Annotated in this window: 20 protein-coding genes and 1 other RNA gene; 7 read left to right on the forward strand and 14 right to left on the reverse strand. The window is 62.6% G+C overall.

The window, feature by feature from the left end:
• Positions 1 to 6: 6 nt before the first annotated feature.
• Complete coding sequence (gene hisN / locus SM763_RS03550; RefSeq protein ID WP_274828344.1) at positions 7 to 798, reverse strand: histidinol-phosphatase; 792 nt, start codon at positions 796 to 798, stop codon at positions 7 to 9.
• Between the two features lie 65 nt (positions 799 to 863).
• The gene (locus SM763_RS03555) at positions 864 to 1,244 is read right to left on the reverse strand and encodes a helix-turn-helix domain-containing protein (protein ID WP_065270778.1); all 381 of its coding nucleotides are present in this window, start codon (positions 1,242 to 1,244) and stop codon (positions 864 to 866) included.
• Between the two features lie 352 nt (positions 1,245 to 1,596).
• Here SM763_RS03555 and SM763_RS03560 point away from each other — a divergent pair, with 352 nt between their 5' ends.
• Positions 1,597 to 2,553, forward strand: a complete 957-nt coding sequence (locus SM763_RS03560; RefSeq protein ID WP_274832489.1) for an NADPH:quinone oxidoreductase family protein — start codon at positions 1,597 to 1,599, stop codon at positions 2,551 to 2,553.
• 96 nt (positions 2,554 to 2,649) lie between these two features.
• Here SM763_RS03560 and SM763_RS03565 read toward each other — a convergent pair whose 3' ends face one another.
• Entirely contained in the window at positions 2,650 to 3,531 is an 882-nt protein-coding gene (locus SM763_RS03565; protein WP_065270780.1) for a LysR family transcriptional regulator, read from the reverse strand.
• A 124-nt stretch (positions 3,532 to 3,655) separates the two neighbouring features.
• Here SM763_RS03565 and SM763_RS03570 point away from each other — a divergent pair, with 124 nt between their 5' ends.
• The 3 genes from SM763_RS03570 (at position 3,656) to SM763_RS03580 (ending at position 5,447) form a co-directional block, all read left to right on the forward strand.
• Positions 3,656 to 3,865, forward strand: coding sequence for a DUF1127 domain-containing protein (locus SM763_RS03570; RefSeq protein WP_347508375.1), 210 nt, complete (start codon positions 3,656 to 3,658; stop codon positions 3,863 to 3,865).
• Between the two features lie 205 nt (positions 3,866 to 4,070).
• Positions 4,071 to 4,847 (forward strand): Bax inhibitor-1/YccA family protein, encoded by a 777-nt coding sequence (locus SM763_RS03575; protein ID WP_065270782.1) that lies wholly within the window; start codon positions 4,071 to 4,073, stop codon positions 4,845 to 4,847.
• Positions 4,848 to 4,973: 126 nt separating this feature from the next.
• Positions 4,974 to 5,447: a GNAT family N-acetyltransferase gene (locus SM763_RS03580; RefSeq protein WP_065270783.1), complete on the forward strand. Its 474-nt coding sequence runs from the start codon at positions 4,974 to 4,976 to the stop codon at positions 5,445 to 5,447.
• A 40-nt stretch (positions 5,448 to 5,487) separates the two neighbouring features.
• Here the strand turns inward: SM763_RS03580 and SM763_RS03585 are convergent, their stop codons facing one another.
• The 8 genes from SM763_RS03585 to SM763_RS03620 all read right to left on the reverse strand — a co-directional run bounded on the left by SM763_RS03585 (position 5,488) and on the right by SM763_RS03620 (position 10,963).
• A complete protein-coding gene (locus SM763_RS03585) occupies positions 5,488 to 5,901 on the reverse strand; it encodes a hypothetical protein (protein ID WP_065270784.1) in 414 nt (137 codons plus the stop codon).
• 233 nt (positions 5,902 to 6,134) lie between these two features.
• On the reverse strand, positions 6,135 to 6,302 hold the full coding sequence (gene rpmG / locus SM763_RS03590; RefSeq protein ID WP_065270785.1) for a 50S ribosomal protein L33: 168 nt from the start codon (positions 6,300 to 6,302) through the stop codon (positions 6,135 to 6,137).
• 109 nt (positions 6,303 to 6,411) lie between these two features.
• Positions 6,412 to 6,825: RNase P RNA component class A (gene rnpB, locus SM763_RS03595), an RNA gene on the reverse strand.
• 60 nt (positions 6,826 to 6,885) lie between these two features.
• Entirely contained in the window at positions 6,886 to 7,602 is a 717-nt protein-coding gene (locus SM763_RS03600) for an N-acetylmuramoyl-L-alanine amidase (protein ID WP_368997577.1), read from the reverse strand.
• The gene (locus SM763_RS03605; protein WP_274838626.1) at positions 7,602 to 8,378 is read right to left on the reverse strand and encodes a hypothetical protein; all 777 of its coding nucleotides are present in this window, start codon (positions 8,376 to 8,378) and stop codon (positions 7,602 to 7,604) included. The genes SM763_RS03600 and SM763_RS03605 overlap by 1 nt, the downstream gene beginning before the upstream one ends.
• A gap of 51 nt (positions 8,379 to 8,429) precedes the next feature.
• Positions 8,430 to 9,917 carry an Asp-tRNA(Asn)/Glu-tRNA(Gln) amidotransferase subunit GatA gene (gene gatA / locus SM763_RS03610; protein ID WP_274835744.1) on the reverse strand — a complete coding sequence of 496 codons (1,488 nt, stop codon included), beginning with the start codon at positions 9,915 to 9,917 and terminating at the stop codon, positions 8,430 to 8,432.
• 3 nt (positions 9,918 to 9,920) lie between these two features.
• Complete coding sequence (gene gatC, locus SM763_RS03615) at positions 9,921 to 10,208, reverse strand: Asp-tRNA(Asn)/Glu-tRNA(Gln) amidotransferase subunit GatC (RefSeq protein ID WP_274828335.1); 288 nt, start codon at positions 10,206 to 10,208, stop codon at positions 9,921 to 9,923.
• Positions 10,209 to 10,330: 122 nt separating this feature from the next.
• On the reverse strand, positions 10,331 to 10,963 hold the full coding sequence (locus SM763_RS03620) for a Spy/CpxP family protein refolding chaperone (RefSeq protein WP_368997579.1): 633 nt from the start codon (positions 10,961 to 10,963) through the stop codon (positions 10,331 to 10,333).
• Between the two features lie 189 nt (positions 10,964 to 11,152).
• Between SM763_RS03620 and SM763_RS03625 the strand changes: the two genes are divergently transcribed.
• Entirely contained in the window at positions 11,153 to 11,845 is a 693-nt protein-coding gene (locus SM763_RS03625) for a metal-dependent hydrolase (RefSeq protein WP_274835746.1), read from the forward strand.
• Here the strand turns inward: SM763_RS03625 and SM763_RS03630 are convergent.
• The 3 genes from SM763_RS03630 to SM763_RS03640 form a co-directional block, all read right to left on the reverse strand.
• A complete protein-coding gene (locus SM763_RS03630; protein ID WP_368997581.1) occupies positions 11,842 to 12,450 on the reverse strand; it encodes a DNA-3-methyladenine glycosylase I in 609 nt (202 codons plus the stop codon). The two genes, SM763_RS03625 and SM763_RS03630, sit on opposite strands and share 4 nt — an antisense overlap.
• A 70-nt stretch (positions 12,451 to 12,520) precedes the next feature.
• Entirely contained in the window at positions 12,521 to 13,381 is an 861-nt protein-coding gene (locus tag SM763_RS03635; protein ID WP_368997583.1) for an aminoglycoside phosphotransferase family protein, read from the reverse strand.
• A 9-nt stretch (positions 13,382 to 13,390) separates the two neighbouring features.
• Positions 13,391 to 13,840, reverse strand: coding sequence for a nucleoside deaminase (locus SM763_RS03640; protein WP_368997585.1), 450 nt, complete (start codon positions 13,838 to 13,840; stop codon positions 13,391 to 13,393).
• A 61-nt stretch (positions 13,841 to 13,901) separates the two neighbouring features.
• On the opposite strand from SM763_RS03640, the gene SM763_RS03645 reads away from it, so the two are divergent.
• Together SM763_RS03645 and SM763_RS03650 are read left to right on the forward strand one after the other, a co-directional pair.
• Positions 13,902 to 15,029 carry a pseudouridine synthase gene (locus tag SM763_RS03645; RefSeq protein ID WP_368997587.1) on the forward strand — a complete coding sequence of 376 codons (1,128 nt, stop codon included), beginning with the start codon at positions 13,902 to 13,904 and terminating at the stop codon, positions 15,027 to 15,029.
• Between the two features lie 164 nt (positions 15,030 to 15,193).
• Complete coding sequence (locus SM763_RS03650; protein ID WP_368997589.1) at positions 15,194 to 16,108, forward strand: 5-bromo-4-chloroindolyl phosphate hydrolysis family protein; 915 nt, start codon at positions 15,194 to 15,196, stop codon at positions 16,106 to 16,108.
• Positions 16,109 to 16,124: the final 16 nt, after the last annotated feature.

A 16,124-nucleotide genomic window follows, 5' to 3' on the forward strand; every position in this document is an offset into this window, starting at 1 on the left:
ACCTGATCAGCTGTTTTTCAAAAGGGCCAGCGCCGCCGCGTGCAACTCGGCATTGGCGGCGGCCAGCACCCGACCGCCTTCATGAGCCGGGCCGCCCTCCCAATCAGTTACGACACCGCCTGCAGCCTGGATCACTGCGATCGGAGCTTGCACGTCATAGGCGTTGAGGCCTGCCTCGATCACCAGATCGATCTGCCCCGCCGCCAGCAGTGCATAGGCGTAGCAATCCATGCCATAGCGCGTCAGCCGGACCTTTCCGGAGACACGTTCGAACCCGGCACGTTCTTCAGGGGTGCCGACTTCGGGAAAGGTGGTGAAAAGGATCGCCTGATCCAGCGCCGTGCCGTTGCGGGTCGCCAGATCGCGTGCTCCCTGTGGCCCGGTCATCTGCGCCAGCCCGGCCGCGCCGATAAAGCGTTCGCCGGTGTAGGGCTGATCGATCACGCCCAGCACTGGGCCGTCTGCCTCGGACATGGCGATCAGCACCCCCCAGGTCGGCGTGCCGCTTATGAAACCGCGGGTGCCATCGATAGGATCCAGAACCCAGGTCCGGCCAGAGCTGCCTTCGACGGGAGCGAATTCCTCGCCCAGAATACCATCATCAGGGCGCAGCTGCGCCAGCACCGCCCGCATCGCGAGTTCCGCCTCGCGATCAGCGACGGTGACCGGATCGAACCCGTCCTCCAGCTTGTTGTCCGCTCCAAGAGTGGCGCTGCGAAAATACGGCAGGATCGCTGCGCCGGCCGCATCGGCCATCTTCTGCGCAACGTCCAAATCGGAATCAGGATTCTGTGTCATGCGATGGCGGTGCCATCTGGCCGCACGCTATTCAAGAAAAAAGACCCCGAAGGGTCTTTTCACTTTCAGGCTGCGTCGCTGAGCACACGGGCCAGCTCGAACAATCGCCTGCGCTGGTTCTCGGGGATCGCGTAATAGGAACGCACCAGATCCAGGGCCTCTTTATCGCCCATCAGATCCTCAGGCACCGACGCCTTGTCCGCCTTGTCGGCAGGGGCCTTATCCTCTTCCTGTAGACCATCAAAGAAGAAACTGACCGGGACGTCCATCGCGTCAGAAATATCCCAAAGGCGGGAGGCGCTGACCCGGTTGGCACCGGTTTCATATTTCTGAATTTGCTGGAACTTGATGCCGACTTTCTCGGCCAGTTGCTGCTGTGTCATACCAATTAGCCAGCGACGGTGACGGATCCGTTTGCCGACATGCACATCTACAGGATGAGCCATGTGCTATCTCCTAGTTATACCAAAGTGGTTCGCGCCCAAGTAGCCGCGATGATTGCTAAATCCGTCAGGATATCAACACTGGCCCGCGTTACCGGACCTTCTAAAACCGCGACAGAGGCTCAACCCCTCAGCTGAGCTTACGACCTCCACGGTTGAATTCAAGTGCGACAAAGGTCAGTCGCGGTTGAAGATATCCAAATACATGATTTCATGCATCATTTTGTCATGCTAATGCGACCAACAACATGTGAAATAATGCCTCCCCATAAATAGCGAGGTGAATTTGCGCCGTCTGTTGTCAAACAGTCACGCAACGAATCACCTTTCGCGCGGCAAAAACCAAGAGGACATCATGCAGGCTTATCAGGTCACCGCCTTCGACGCCGCCCCGGAACTGATCGAAATTGCCTGCCCGGCTCCGGCTGCAGGCCAGATCGCTGTCAGGATCGCCGCCTGCGGGCTGAATTTCGCGGATCTGCTGATGCAGAAAGGCACTTATCAGGACACCCCCACCCTGCCCTTCGTACCGGGCTTGGAGGTCTCTGGCACGGTAACCGCACTGGGAGAAACGGTAACAGAGTTCAAGATCGGTGACCGGGTTGCAGTCTTCTGCGGTCAAGGTGGCTTGGCTGAAGAAGGTGTGTTTGACGCCAGCCGCGCGGTCCGCATTCCGGACAGCATGAGTTTTGAACACGCCGCCGCGCTGCAGATCGCCTATGGCACCAGCCTGGTGGCGCTGGATCACTGCGCCCGGTTGCAACCGGGCGAAACCCTGCTTGTCACCGGCGCTGCCGGAGGCGTTGGGCTGACCGCAGTGGAGATTGGCAAGCTGATGGGCGCCCGCGTTATTGCTCATGCGCGCGGCGCCGACAAACTGGAGGTGGCCCGGGCCGCTGGAGCGGATCACGTGATCGACGACAGCGAGGATCTGCGCAGCATCGTAAAGGACCTGGGCGGCGCCGATGTTGTCTATGATGCGGTCGGGGGCCCGGTGTGGAAAGCTGCCTTTAGGGCGACCAATCCCTGCGGGCGGCTGCTACCGATCGGGTTTGCCAGCGGCGAAGTGCCCCAGATCCCGGCCAATCATCTTCTGGTCAAGAACCTGACCGTGATCGGCTTTTATATCGGCGGCTACATGAAAGCCCGGCCAGAGGTCATTCAGCAGGCCTTTGCAACTCTGTTCGACTGGCACGCGGCAGGCCGGATCAAACCGCATATCAGCCACGTCCTGCCACTGTCGCAGGTCGCGGAAGGAATGGAGCTGCTGCGCAGCCGGGCCTCGACCGGGAAGGTCGTTATTACCCCGTGACAGGTAAATAGAACCGGGAAATCGCCATCGCACGGTTATAGGGCCATGGCGATCACATCCCTTTTCGAGAGCCGTTTATTCCCTCGGCCCCTTTGATCAGCCCGCTGCGCGCAACTGCGCCGGACGCAGAGCGGCAAATCCCTGCCGAATGATATTGGCAAGATCGCCAACATACTCGGCCCGCACCCGATCCGCGCCATAGAGGTTGATCTGTTGCACCGGCAAGGCAGGCAGCACGCCACCGTGTTCTATGACCTCCTGATGAGCGGGTTGGGTACCTTCCAGCAGAACGCCAATGGCAAGGTCAGCACTTACCGTGGCCTCAACCGTGCGGTCGGATTCGCTGTCCACCGCCATATCCCACTCGATCCCAACCTCATCCAGTGCCGCGGTTGCAGAGGCCCGGAAAATACAGTTGCGGCAAAAACCAAGACGCAGCGGCTGCTGCCGCCAGGCCGAGCCGTTCACCGCCCCGATCCAGCGCAGCGGCATTTCGTGGATGGGCTCGCCGCCCTCGCCCGCAGTTCCCTCGGTTGTCAGGATCAGGTCATAGGCCCCCTTGGCGAAGCCGGCCTTCAGATCGCGGGTATTCGAGGTCACCAGATTGACGCTGACGCGGGGAAAGCTGGTGTTGAACCGCTGTAGTACGCGCGGGATGACCGGATAGACCACGTCATGCGGCACCCCCAGAACAACCTCACCTTCAAAAGCCTGATCGGTCAGCCGGGTGATCACCTCGTCATTGAGCGCGACCATGCGGCGAGCATAACCGAGCAGCTGTTCCCCCGATGGGGTCAGGGCAATGGAGCGCCCCGACCGGTCCAGCAGTTCAAGCCCCAGCAACTCCTCCAGCCGTTTCAACTGCATCGAAACCGCCGATTGAGTGAGATGCAAAAAACCTGCTGCGCGTGTCACGCCACCGTTGTCTGCCACTGCCACAAATGAGCGCAGCGTCGTCAGGTCCAAATTTCTAATCATCACGACCTCTGATGGAAGATATCAAAAACATTCGTTTCCAATATTAATCACACTCCCCCATATACATCAACAGAATTGATACTGACCCACGATACCATCACGAACGAAAGAAAGGACAAGAGACATGACCTACATCTCCACCACCTCGGTCAGCCCAAAACCCCGCCGCAGCCTCGCGGATCGCATCAAGGGCGCATTCGCTCTGACCCGCCAGCGGCGCGCGCTGGCAAAACTGGACGCTGAGGCGCTGGCAGACATCGGCATCAGCCGCAACGCCGCCAAGGAAGAGGCCCGCCGCCCGTTCTGGGACGCACCGGATTCCTGGACGCGCTGACAGAGACCTCACAGATGACAAATGACGACTGAAGGCGCACCCGCTGGAATGGTGCGCCTTTTCATGTTTTTGCGGCAAATCTTTTCATCGCAGACTTGAACCGTATGGGCTTTGCCCCGATATTTGACGGGAATGTTGCGCACGGCCTCTGAACCGGCCGTTCCGCGCGACTGGGGAGACTTTTTGTAAACGGAGACCATGATACATGGCACAGTTTGACACCATTCGCTCTACAGCAGGCGCACGCACTGCCGAGATCGATGCGGGCCTGCGCGCCCATATGAACAAAGTCTACGGCACCATGTCCGTGGGCACGTTCATCACCTTTCTGGCCGCCTGGGCCATCGCGGGCCTCGCGGTGACAACCGATCCGTCGGCCGCCTCTGCACAGCTGAGCGCCGACAAATACCTGACCAGCCTGGGCTATGCGATCTACGCGTCGCCGCTGAAGTGGGTGATCATGTTCGCGCCGCTCGCCTTCGTGTTCGGCTTTGGCGCCGCCATCAACCGCCTGTCGGCCTCGGCCGCGCAGCTGGTGTTCTACACCTTCGCAGCCGTCATGGGCCTGTCGATCAGCTCGATCTTCCTGGTTTTTACCGGTGAATCAATCGTTCAGGTATTCCTGATCACCGCCATCGCATTCGCGGGCCTTTCCCTGGTGGGTTACACCACCAAGAAAGACCTCTCTGCGATGGGTACCTTCCTGATCATGGGCCTGATCGGCCTGATCGTGGCCTCGGTGGTGAACATCTTCCTGGCGTCCTCCGCCATGGCCTTTGCCATCTCGGTGATCGGCGTTCTGATATTTGCAGGCCTCACCGCCTATGACACCCAGAACATCAAGAACACCTACCTGCAGATGGCCGAATCCGGCGACCAGGAGTGGCTGGGCAAAGCCGCGATCATGGGCGCCCTCAGCCTGTATCTGGACTTCATCAACCTCTTCATGATGCTGCTTCAGCTGCTTGGGAACCGCGAATAACGCCACCGGCCATACCAAGATTTCAGCAAGGGGCGGATCACAGCGATCCGCCCTTTCTTTATGCCTAGCCGTTTCTATTTTTTTTTTTTTGGCTGGGCCTTTTGAACGGACCACAGGATTTAGAAGATGAAGATTACCGATATCACTGCCCGTGACGCAGGGCGTATTGTTCCCTTGCTGCGGGACCTCCATGCACAGCACGCGGAAGAACAACCCCTCCGCTACCCGTCTGCCCCGGCGGACAGTGACATTGCAGACTGGCTGTCAGACTGGATGGAAAAGGACGGGATACAGGCAATCGCCGCGCAAAGCCCCGCAGGCGCCCTGATGGGCTATGCTATCTATGAGATCGAAGACCAGCCTCACCTGCCGGTGATGCGCGGCGGCAAACGGATCCAGTTGCATCATATTGCCGTGGATCCGCCATTCCGCCGTCTGGGAGTTGGTCAAGCACTGGTGACAGAAGTGAAATCCCGCTGTCAGACACTTGGCATCGACACGTTGACCACAAGCTTTGCCGTCTTTGACACGGCCTCAGCCGGGCTGATGAGCAGCATGGGATTGCAGCCGGTTACGACCGTCGCGGAATGGCGCGCCTGAGGCTCATCTCCACAAGCCCCCAGACCAGCTGAGAGGCGGCTCAGGAGCAGCTTAGACCGGTGGCAAGGGCAACCGTGCCCCGGTCGCTGCCGAGCACCTGAACCTCGCCCGAGACGCTGCAGCCGCTTTCGCGCGCCGCAATGGTCTGGAAATCCGCAGGGGTCATGTCAGGCAGGTTGCCAATCACGCTATGCGCAGGGGCGCTGAGCACCGCGAGCCCGGTCGAGCCCGCCCGTACAACGGAGAGCGACAAGGCCCGCCCCTGCACCTCGACCCGCAGGGTCTGGCTGCCCGAGCGCGGCGCTGTCGCAGGCTGCTGAGTTCGACCAGCGGTCAGGGACAGCGGCCCAGCCATCACCGGCGCCGGAACCGGCACCACGCCCGCAATCGTCGCCTCCGGAGAGGGCGCCACGGCCACGGCAAAAACCACGCTGAACAAGATACGCCTGAACATACTATCACCCACTTGTCTCATTTACCCACGTAAACAAGTTACGACCGAAATGAGGCGAAAAGGGGAACTATCCTTTCGTACAGGCGGCTAAACTATTGGGTAATTTTTTCAAATTCGAACAAGCTCTCACCTGCCCTGCGCCTGCGACGACCGCCGAAAACCCGGCTCCAAACACGAAAAAGGGCCACGCGCGCGGCGTGACCCTTTTTGAAAATCCTGTATGCCGGATGGGCTTACTTGATTTTGCCTTCTTTGTACTCGACGTGCTTGCGCGCAACCGGATCGTATTTCCGGATGACCATTTTTTCGGTCATGGTGCGTGCGTTTTTCTTGGTCACGTAGAAGTGGCCCGTGCCCGCGGTCGAGTTCAGGCGGATCTTGATGGTCGTCGGCTTCGCCATGGTGCTTCTCCTGCGTCCGAAAAGGCAGGGGGCCTCTCGGTAAATTCCTATATGAGCGTGCGCTTTTACCTGCACTGCCCCCCAAGTCAATAGGATTCGGGGGGATATTTTGCGCAGAAGGCCTGTAAGCCGGATTCTGTCCCGAGACTTGCGCCTCATGGACGGCCATTCATCTGCGATACGCATTACTGCGTACCTCTAGCTGCCAACCCGGCCCCTCTTGGCTAAAGCATGCCTAGCGGCGGTATCCCGTTGCCGGGACCTACCCGCGCGGGGGCCCTATTTGGCGTTGCTCCCGGTGGGGCTTGCCGTGCCGCCCCTGTTGCCAGGGGCGCGGTGGGCTCTTACCCCACCGTTTCACCCTTACCGCGCCCTGATCCGTTGCCGGGGGCACGGCGGTTTCATTTCTGTGGCGCTATCCGTCAGGTTGCCCTGCCCGGGCGTTACCCGGCACCGTTGCTTTAGGGAGTCCGGACTTTCCTCGCGGAGGGCGAGCCCCCAGCGCGGCCGTCCAGCCTTCTGCGCAGGGCTGCACCTAGGCCCTGGGGGCTGACAGGTCAAGGGTGGTTGCAGCCGGTCTCATTCAGACCCAGAGGTCTGCCTGGCCCAGCGGCGCGAAATCCTCCGCACAAAGCGCCCCGCGGGCCTGGGGACGATAGCGCAGCCGCACAGCTGCCAGCAGCGTCTCATCCTCCACCGGGGCGGTATATCCGATGTCGCGGGCATAGGCGCGGAAACGCGCCATATCGGCGCTCTCTGACTCCATCAGGCTCTGCCCTGCCGCCTCCGCTTGCGCTACCTGCCGGGCGAGCCCCTGACGGGCCAGCCGCGCCCAGTCGAACCGGGCACCCGGATCGCATTTGCGGCCCGGCGCCATGTCCGAATGGCCGATCACCGCCTCGGGCGCGATCTCCCAGCGGCGCAGGATATCGCCCAGCAGTTGCTCCAGCCGCGCCATCTGCGGTTCGGAGAACGGGTGATCGCCGCGATTGTCCAGCTCGATCCCGATGGACCGGGAATTGAGATCCTCCAGCCCGCACCATTCGCCCGCACCAGCGTGCCAGGCGCGCTGCGCCTCCTCGACCATCTGCCAGAGGGTGCCATCCTGTCCGATCAGGTAATGGGCCGACACCTCGGCCGCAGGATCACACAGCCGCTGCAGGGCAGCCTCAGCCGTCTCCATTGCTGTGTAGTGCAGAACCACGAAAGCCGGCGTCAGACCGTCACGACGCGGACCGAAATTGGGGCTGGGATGCCAGATCGCCCCGGCCTCATCCCCTGCCCTGTCAGTTCCGGACATCAGGAGTCTTCGCGCAGGACCAGACGATAGGGGGACGGGTCCCAGCCGCAGGCATAGCCATCCCCATCCGGGTCCAGCGCGTAGCGGTCGCGTTTGGGGCCGCCCGCCTCAAGAAACGCCACTTGGGCCAGCTCGGGCGAAGCATAGCCTGCGCAATTACGCGACGAGCGGGCCTTGAGGTTGATACCCGTGCGGCTGAAGATGCGGTTGCCCGGCGGGTTGGAAGTGCTGAGCGCGTATTGCACGATATTTGGATCCCGGTTGCCCGCAGAGACCGTGGGCAGCGCCGTCGGCTCCACCACCTGATACTGGGCGCGCTGCCGTTTCAGACGCTCGGCATCGCTTTCGATGGTCTGGCGCGACGACACCGCATCAAAGCTGTTTTCGTCCGACAGACGCGGGTTGCCACCGACAATCTGCGGCGCAGGGTTGTCCGGGCTTGCTTCAAGCGGCGCCTGACCAGAGTTGGCCCGCGCCGCACTCAGGGCTGCTGCCGTTTCGCGAGCGATATCGGCATTGCTGCCAGTGCCAACCGAGGCTCCAGCCGCAGCGACCGAGGTGGCTCCGCTCTGATCTGTCGGCATCGCCAGGGGCGCGCCGACAACCTGAGGCGAGGGGATCAGTGGATCGCCGTTGATCGTGGTGCCCTGCGCCGGACGGGCGGCGAAGGGATCGCCGTCCACGCCCACCCCGGCCGCGCTGTCCGGCACTGGCGGGCTGCAAGCTGCAAGGGCCAGAAGACTGCCAGCGGCGGCGAGGGAGACGAAGACGCGCATCGGGATCACCTGTTTATGGTCGTATGGTTCATGCTCTTGTTTGAGCCGGTTTTACCACCATTTCCCCGGCTTTGCCACAAACCCGGCGGCCTGCTCCAGCGCATAGGCGGTGTTCAGCAGATCGCCCTCTTCCCAGGGGCGGCCGATCAGCTGCAGGCCCAGCGGCAGACCCTGTGCATCGACACCCGCAGGCACAGAGATGCCCGGCAGGCCCGCAAGGTTCACAGTGACGGTAAAGACGTCATTGAGGTACATCTGTACCGGATCCGCATCGGTCATTTCACCCAGCCCAAAAGCAGCAGAGGGCGTCGCCGGTGTCAGGATCGCGTCCACGCCTGCGGCAAAGACATCTTCGAAGTCCTTCTTGATCAGGGTGCGAACGCGGCGGGCGCGGTTGTAATAGGCATCATAGAAGCCTGCCGACAGCACATAGGTGCCGACCATCACGCGGCGCTGCACCTCGTGGCCAAAGCCTTCGGCGCGGGTCTTTTCGTACATCTCGGTGATGCCATCGCCAGCCTCCAGCGTGGCGCGGTGGCCGTAGCGCACCCCGTCGTAGCGTGCCAGGTTCGACGAGGCTTCGGCCGGGGCGATCACGTAATAGGCAGGCAGCGCGTATTTGGTGTGCGGCAGCGAGATGTCGACGATCTCGGCGCCCGCGTCCTTCAGCATGGCAGTGCCATCGGCCCAGAGATTTTCGATCTCGGCAGGCATGCCGTCCATGCGGTACTCTTTCGGGATACCGATCTTCTTGCCCTTGATGTCGCCGGTCAGCATCGCCTCGAAATCCGGCACCGCCAGATCGGCGCTGGTGCTGTCTTTCGGGTCGTGCCCGGCCATGGCTTCCAGCATGATCGCCGCATCGCGCACCGATTTGGTCATCGGCCCGGCCTGATCCAGCGAGGAGGCAAAGGCCACGATGCCCCAGCGCGAACAACGCCCGTAGGTGGGTTTGATGCCGACGGTGCCGGTAAAGGCCGCAGGCTGGCGGATCGAGCCGCCGGTGTCGGTGCCGGTTGCCGCAAGGCACAGGTCCGCCGCAACAGCCGCAGCAGACCCGCCCGAGGAGCCGCCCGGTGTCAGCTTGGCCTCGCTGCTGTCGCGCCGCCAGGGGCTGACCACATCGCCATAGGCCGAAGTTTCGTTCGAGGAGCCCATGGCGAATTCGTCCATGTTCAGCTTGCCCAGCATCACGGAACCCGCATCGACCAGTTTCTGCGAAACGGTCGACTCATACTCGGGCTTGAAGCCTTTAAGGATGTTGGAGGCCGCCTGGCTGTCCACGCCCTTGGTGCAGAACAGATCCTTGATCCCGACCGGCAGGCCGCACATGGCAGGCGCATCGCCTTCCTTGATGCGGGCATCGGCTGCCTTTGCGCGCTCCAGCGCGATCTCGGGCGTCTTGTGCACGAAGGCGTTCAGCGCATCGGCGCCTTCGATTGCCTTCAGGCACGCTTCGGTCAGCTCGACTGAGGTGGTGTCGCCTTTGCGCAGGGCATCGCGGGCCTCGGCCAGGCCCAGTTTGTTCAGATCGCTCATGTCTTACTCCACCACCTTGGGGACCGCAAAGAAGCCCTCGCGGGCGTCGGGGGCATTGGCCAGGATCTTGTCCTGCTGATTGCCATCGTTCACCACGTCCTCGCGCCGCTTCAGACGCTGCGGCGTGACCGAGGTCATCGGCTCGACCCCGTCCACATCCACTTCGTTCAACTGTTCGATGAACCCAAGGATGGTGTTGAACTCGTCTGCCAGCGCAGGCAGCGCGTCCTCTTCGACCTTGATCCGGGCCAGTTTGGCCACTTTGGCGGCAGTGCTTTGGTCAATCGACATGGAAACCCTCATCTCGTGTTACAGACGCGTTTACCGCCGCACCGTCCGCGCCGCAAGCGGGTCTGCACCGAAAACGGGTGTCTAATCCCTCCCCAGCCACAGGCTGGGGAGCGCAGGAGCGCTCATTCGCAGTTATTGTGCATCTGCCACATCGCGGGATCATGCCCCTCCGGCACCGCGTCGCAAGGATCAGCCGCGTAGCCGCGCAAGCGATTATAGGCGGCAATCTGTTCGCCCGAAAGAAACTGCACCGTCTGCAAATGCCGGGACAGGTGGACATACCGCAGATCCGCCCGCGCCGCGCCTGCTTCGGAGACCAGGCGCCGCAACTCATCGGCGTCGGGGTTGCCTGAGGCAAAGGCCTGATCAAGACGTTCTTCGGCGGCAATGAAGACCTCGGCGGCCTGCTGCGCCTCGGTGGCCATTTCGCGATGGATCTGGCGCACCTGCCCGATCTGCGTCTCGCTCAGCCCGATCTGCGGCGCCAGTTCCAGAAGATGCGCAGGGCCAGGCCAGCCGTTCAGTTCCGCCGGAAGGGCAAAGCCCCAGCCTTTTCCCGCGCGCAACTCTGCGATGTCCGCATCCGAAAGGCTTTTGATTCGCCGGGTTTGCTGCCCGGCATAGGGTTGCGCGTCATCACCCTGATGCTGCTGGTGCCCCTGGTGCCCTCCCGCGCCCTCGGCATGGCCGGGCGCAGCGGATATCGGCGCAAGTGCCAGCAGGCTCAGAAGAACGGTGGCCTTCGACCCGATCATTGTCACAGCACTGCCTCCCATCATGTTCTGACGCCCATGAGGGCACATTCACCGCTAGAGCACAAGTTTGCTGCGAAACACTGCGGACCGGGTGCCCCTGACCGCGCCTGCAGGACAGCAAACCAATGGAAACAGGCATTCGGCGTGCTAGGGTGAGAGCAGACAAATCAAGGAATTGGGAGAAACACCATGAAGATCATCTGGCTGGGCCACGGCAGTTTCCGTTTTGAAACCGAGGGAAAGGTGCTGCTGCTGGACCCCTGGCTGACCGGCAACCCCAGCCTGCCCGAGGACCAGCATGATGCCGCCATCGAAGGCGCCACCCATATCATCCTGACCCACGTGCATTTCGACCATGTGGTCGATGTGCTGCCGCTGGCGAAGAAGCTTAACATTCCCGTGGTTGGCCAATATGACATCATGGGCTTCTGGGGCGAAACCGAAGGGGTCGAAACCGTCGGCTTCAACAAGGGTGGAACCGTCGATCTGGGCGGGCCGAAACTGTCGATGGTGCCTGCTTCGCACAGCTCGACCTTTGCCACCCCCGAAGGTCCGCGCACGGGTGGGTCGGAAGTCGGCTATGTGCTGCAGGCCGAGGGCAAGACGATCTATATTTCCGGCGACACCGCGATCATGGCGGACATGGATTGGATCGGGGATTACTTCAAACCCGATATCGGCATTCTCTGTGCTGGCGGTCACTTCACCATGGACATGAAGCAAGCGGCCTATGCGGCCAAGCGCTACTTCGACTTCAAGACGGTAATCCCCTGCCACTACAAGACCTTCCCCCTGCTGGAGCAATCCGCAGAGGATCTGAGTGCAGGCCTGCCCGGTGTCGAGGTGATCGAACCTGAGGTAATGACCGCACTTGAGGTCTAAACCGGCTTTGCGAACGCCGCCCGCGCGCGGGCGGCCTTTTCTCTGCAGCAGCAGCCCAGCGCGTGGTCATTGATCAGCCCCATCGCCTGCATGAAGGCAAAGACGGTGGTGGGGCCGACAAACTTCCAGCCACGTTTCTTCAGCGCCTTTGATAGCGCCACGGAGTCCGGGCTGGTCGACCTGGTCTGCGGCTCGGGCAGGCTGTCCGGGTCCGGCTCAAAGCTCCAGAAAAACGCGGCGAGCGATCCGGCCTCCTTAACCAACTCCTGCGCGCGCTTTGCATTATTGATCACCGCTTCGATCTTGCCCCGGTGGCGGATAATCCCGGCATCCTGCAACAGGCGCTCCACATCCGTATCCGTGAAGGCCGCGACCTTGTTCCAGTCGAACCCGCAAAAGGCCGCGCGGAAGTTTTCCCGTTTGGCCAGAATGGTGCGCCAGCTGAGACCGGACTGGAAGCTTTCCAGACAGATCTTTTCGAACAGCCGGATATCGTCACCCACCGGATAGCCCCATTCCGCATCGTGATAGGCATCAAATTCAGGTGCGCTGGCGCTCCAGCCGCAGCGTGGTTGCCCATCTTCTCCCACGACAATATTGGCCATCGCCTGCTTCCTCGCCCTTCAACCAAAACAAAAAGAGAACGTGCCACAGGGCGCATGGGCCGTCCAGTGCCTAAACGCGCGCGCCACCCTGCCCCGTCGCGCAGGACAGCAGCGCCGCCAGCAGGTCCAGTTCACCATCCTGCGCCAAGGCCCCCTTACTGCGCCAGGCAATGGAGAGCGCACATTTGACCGCTGCCCATTGCAAAAGACGCTGACGATCCACCGCAAATCCTACTGACCAGAGATCGGCCAGCATCCCGATCCGACGCGGATCGCGGATCAAATCGGGGTTCCCATAAGGATGGCGAAAGGCATTGGCCAACTCAAAGGCACGCTCCCCGACGATCCCCTTGGCATCAAAGGCGCAATACCCGCGCGGCGCCTTAATCACGTTGCCATGATGCAGATCCCCGTGCAGCGGGCGCACATCTACCTGCGTGTTGAGAAGATCGCGGGCCAGGGTCTGACACGCGGCAATCGCCGCCGTATCCCCCGCCGCACAACTCGGCGCAGGTTTCAGACGGAACAGCGCATCAAAACGGTCTTCCAGTCGTGGGTAACCCTCCGGCGCCTGCCCCGCGCCGGGATGCAGGCCAGAGGCGACCCTCACCAGTTCGCGTGCGGCCATTTCGTCCTCACCAGCGATTGCGAGCTCGGCGAGTGATGGCCCCTCCAGCCATTCGATCAAGGCCGCGTCCGGACGCAAGCCATAGACCTGGGCCGCGCAACTCTCGGGCGCAGCGTGCAGAAACCGAAAACCGCTGGCCTCGCTGCCCATGCCCCGGGCGCCATAGTATTTCAGCACTGCGGCACCGCCCCCGGCGCGGGTGACTTTCCACAGGCTGGCAATGGCAGTGGTCGCGATCCACTCCGGCGCCGCCACCCTGAACGCGACAAGAACCTCTTCCGGCGGTTTCACATGCCCTTCCATTCCGGCCCCCTATCGTTTTGCGGTAAAGAACTCTTTCAGAATGGCAGCACAGTCCGCTTCGGCAATCCCTTCGTAGACCTCGGGCACATGGTGTGCCTGCGGGTGTGAAAACACGCAGGCCCCATGGGCAACGCCGCCGGATTTGGGATCAGAGGCGCCGTAGTAGACCCGGGCGATACGCGCCGCTGCGATGGCCGCCGCACACATGGCGCAGGGCTCCAGCGTCACATAGAGATCAAATCCCGTCAGTCGCTCCCCTCCCGCTGCGGCGCAGGCGGCGCGGATCGCCAGGATCTCGGCGTGGGCGGTGGGATCGTTCAGCTCCCGGGTGCGGTTTCCGGCCCGCGCCGCGACCGTTCCGTCCGGCGCGATCAGAACCGCGCCCACCGGCACCTCGCCGCGCGCGGCGGCAGCACGGGCCTCTTCCAGGGCCAGGGTCATGTGAGAACGGAAAACCATGGCCTTCCCTGCCGCAAAATGCCCGCTTTCGCAAGACGCCGGAATGCTCTATGGCGAGGGGATGAGCAAAACACCCGCATCCCCCAAGCGCCCGCACCGCCCCAAAGGCCCGGCGGGCAAAGCTGCGAAACCGTCGCGGCCCGACGCCACTGCCGGCGACAAGAGCACGGGCACGCCCGAAGGTGACCGGATCGCCAAGGTTCTGTCGCGCGCAGGCGTTGCCTCGCGGCGCGAAGCCGAGCGGATGATCGCCGAGGGGCGGGTTGCGGTGAATGGCAAGGTGATCGACAGCCCCGCGCTGAACGTCACGGCGCGGGACCGGATCCTAATCGACGGCCAGCCCCTTCCCGAGCCAGAAGCGCCGCGCCTGTGGCTTTATCACAAACCCGCCGGACTGGTGACCACCACCAGCGACGAGATGGGCCGCACGACCATCTTTGACGAACTTCCCGAGGATCTGCCGCGGGTGATGACCGTCGGGCGGCTTGACCTCAATTCCGAAGGGCTGCTGCTGCTGACCAATGATGGCGGCATCAAGCGCAAGCTGGAACTGCCCTCGACCGGCTGGCTGCGCCGCTACCGGGTGCGTATCAAGGGCCGCCCGCAAGAAACGGATTTCGAGCCGCTCCGCAAAGGGCTGGTGATCGACGGCGAGACGTTCCAGCCCATGACCGTGGCGCTGGACCGCCAGCAGGGGGCAAACGCCTGGCTGACCGTGGGGCTGCGCGAAGGCAAGAACCGCGAAATCCGCCGCGCCATGGAGGATATAGGGTTCTCCGTCAACCGCCTGCTGCGCCTGTCCTACGGCCCGTTCCAGCTGGGAAATCTGAAACCCGGTGAAGTCGAAGAACTGCGCCCCCGGGTGATCCGCGATCAGCTAGGCCTGGAAGACGACACCGAAGAGACGCCACAGACCGACCGCCCCCAGCGGCGCAAACCGATGCGCGGCAAGCGCCCCGGCGGCCGCAAACCCGCGGCAGACGCCCCTGCTCCCTATAGCGGCGGTGGCGCTGGCAAACCGCGTGGCAAATCGCAGGCCAAGCCACAAGGAGCCCCGACGGGCAAATCCGGCCATACTGGCGGCGGCAAGCCGGGCCAGCCCGGCAAACCGGATATCCCAGGCAAGGGACGCGGCGCTGGCGGCGCAAAGCCCGGCAATCGTCCAATCGGCAAGAATCCCCGCCGTTGAGGCGTTTGCCGGACACTTCCCCCTAGCAAGGCGGCCCACGATCCCTTAGATTTCAGGCATGTAAATCGTGTCATGGGGGAACCCGCGTGCAGAAAGTCGCCTTCGCCGCCCTGCTTGTTCTGATGTTCGGACTGAGCACCGGATGGATTGTGGGAGGCTGATCCATGGCACAGAGGTATGGCGGCAAATACAGCCCCGATGGCGCCGGTGATCCGGCCGCCTTGGGTGACACATCCCCGCCGACGGGCAAAACCAACTCCTTTCGCAGCGCGCAGGTCGACCCGGTCGGAGCTCGCGCCAACACCATGTTCGTGCCCGGGGGCGTGCTGCTGATCCTGTCGCTGAACGACGGGGCAACAGGTCTGGCGCTTGGCGGGGTTGCTGCTGCCCTCTGGACCGGGGCCGCCTTTCTTCTGCGCGAAGGGTTGCGGGCCGAAACCGCCTTTGCCGCGCGCCGTGTCGCGCGCAAACCGGCCTTGCCGCGCAAGATCCTCGCCTCGGTTTTGACCGGCGCCGGGGCCGCGCTGGCCGCCTGGAAGGCAGAACCGGGGATCATGATCGCCGCCATCTACGGGCTGGCAGCCACCGGCCTGCATCTTGCCGCCTTTGGCCTTGACCCCCTGCAGGACAAGGGCGTGGAGGGCGTGGACGATTTCCAGCAAAGCCGCGTTGCCCGCGCCGTGGATGAGGCCGAAGCCTACCTTGACGCCATGCGGGACGCCGCGCTTAGGGCGCGTGACCGGCAGCTGGAGGCGCGTGTGGATCAGTTTCAGGCCATCGCCCGGGACATGTTCCGCACCATAGAAGAAGACCCGCGCGACCTGACCGGTGCGCGCAAGTATCTGACCGTCTATCTGCAGGGCGCGCGCGATGCGACGATCAAATTCGCCGATATCTATGCCCGCAGCCAGGATCCGCAGGCCCGTAGTGACTACCTTGCCCTGCTGGAAGATCTGGAACAGAATTTTGCAGCCCGTACGCAAAAGATGCTGCTCGAAGACCGCAGTGATCTGACCATCGAAATCGACGTGCTGCGCGACCGCCTGCAGCGCGAAGGGGTCCGCCTGGACCGCAATTGACACTTTGACCCGAGGA

Origin of the sequence: Pseudophaeobacter sp. C1-32P7, from assembly GCF_041008775.1 — a bacterium.
Lineage (GTDB): Bacteria > Pseudomonadota > Alphaproteobacteria > Rhodobacterales > Rhodobacteraceae > Phycobacter > Phycobacter gallaeciensis_A.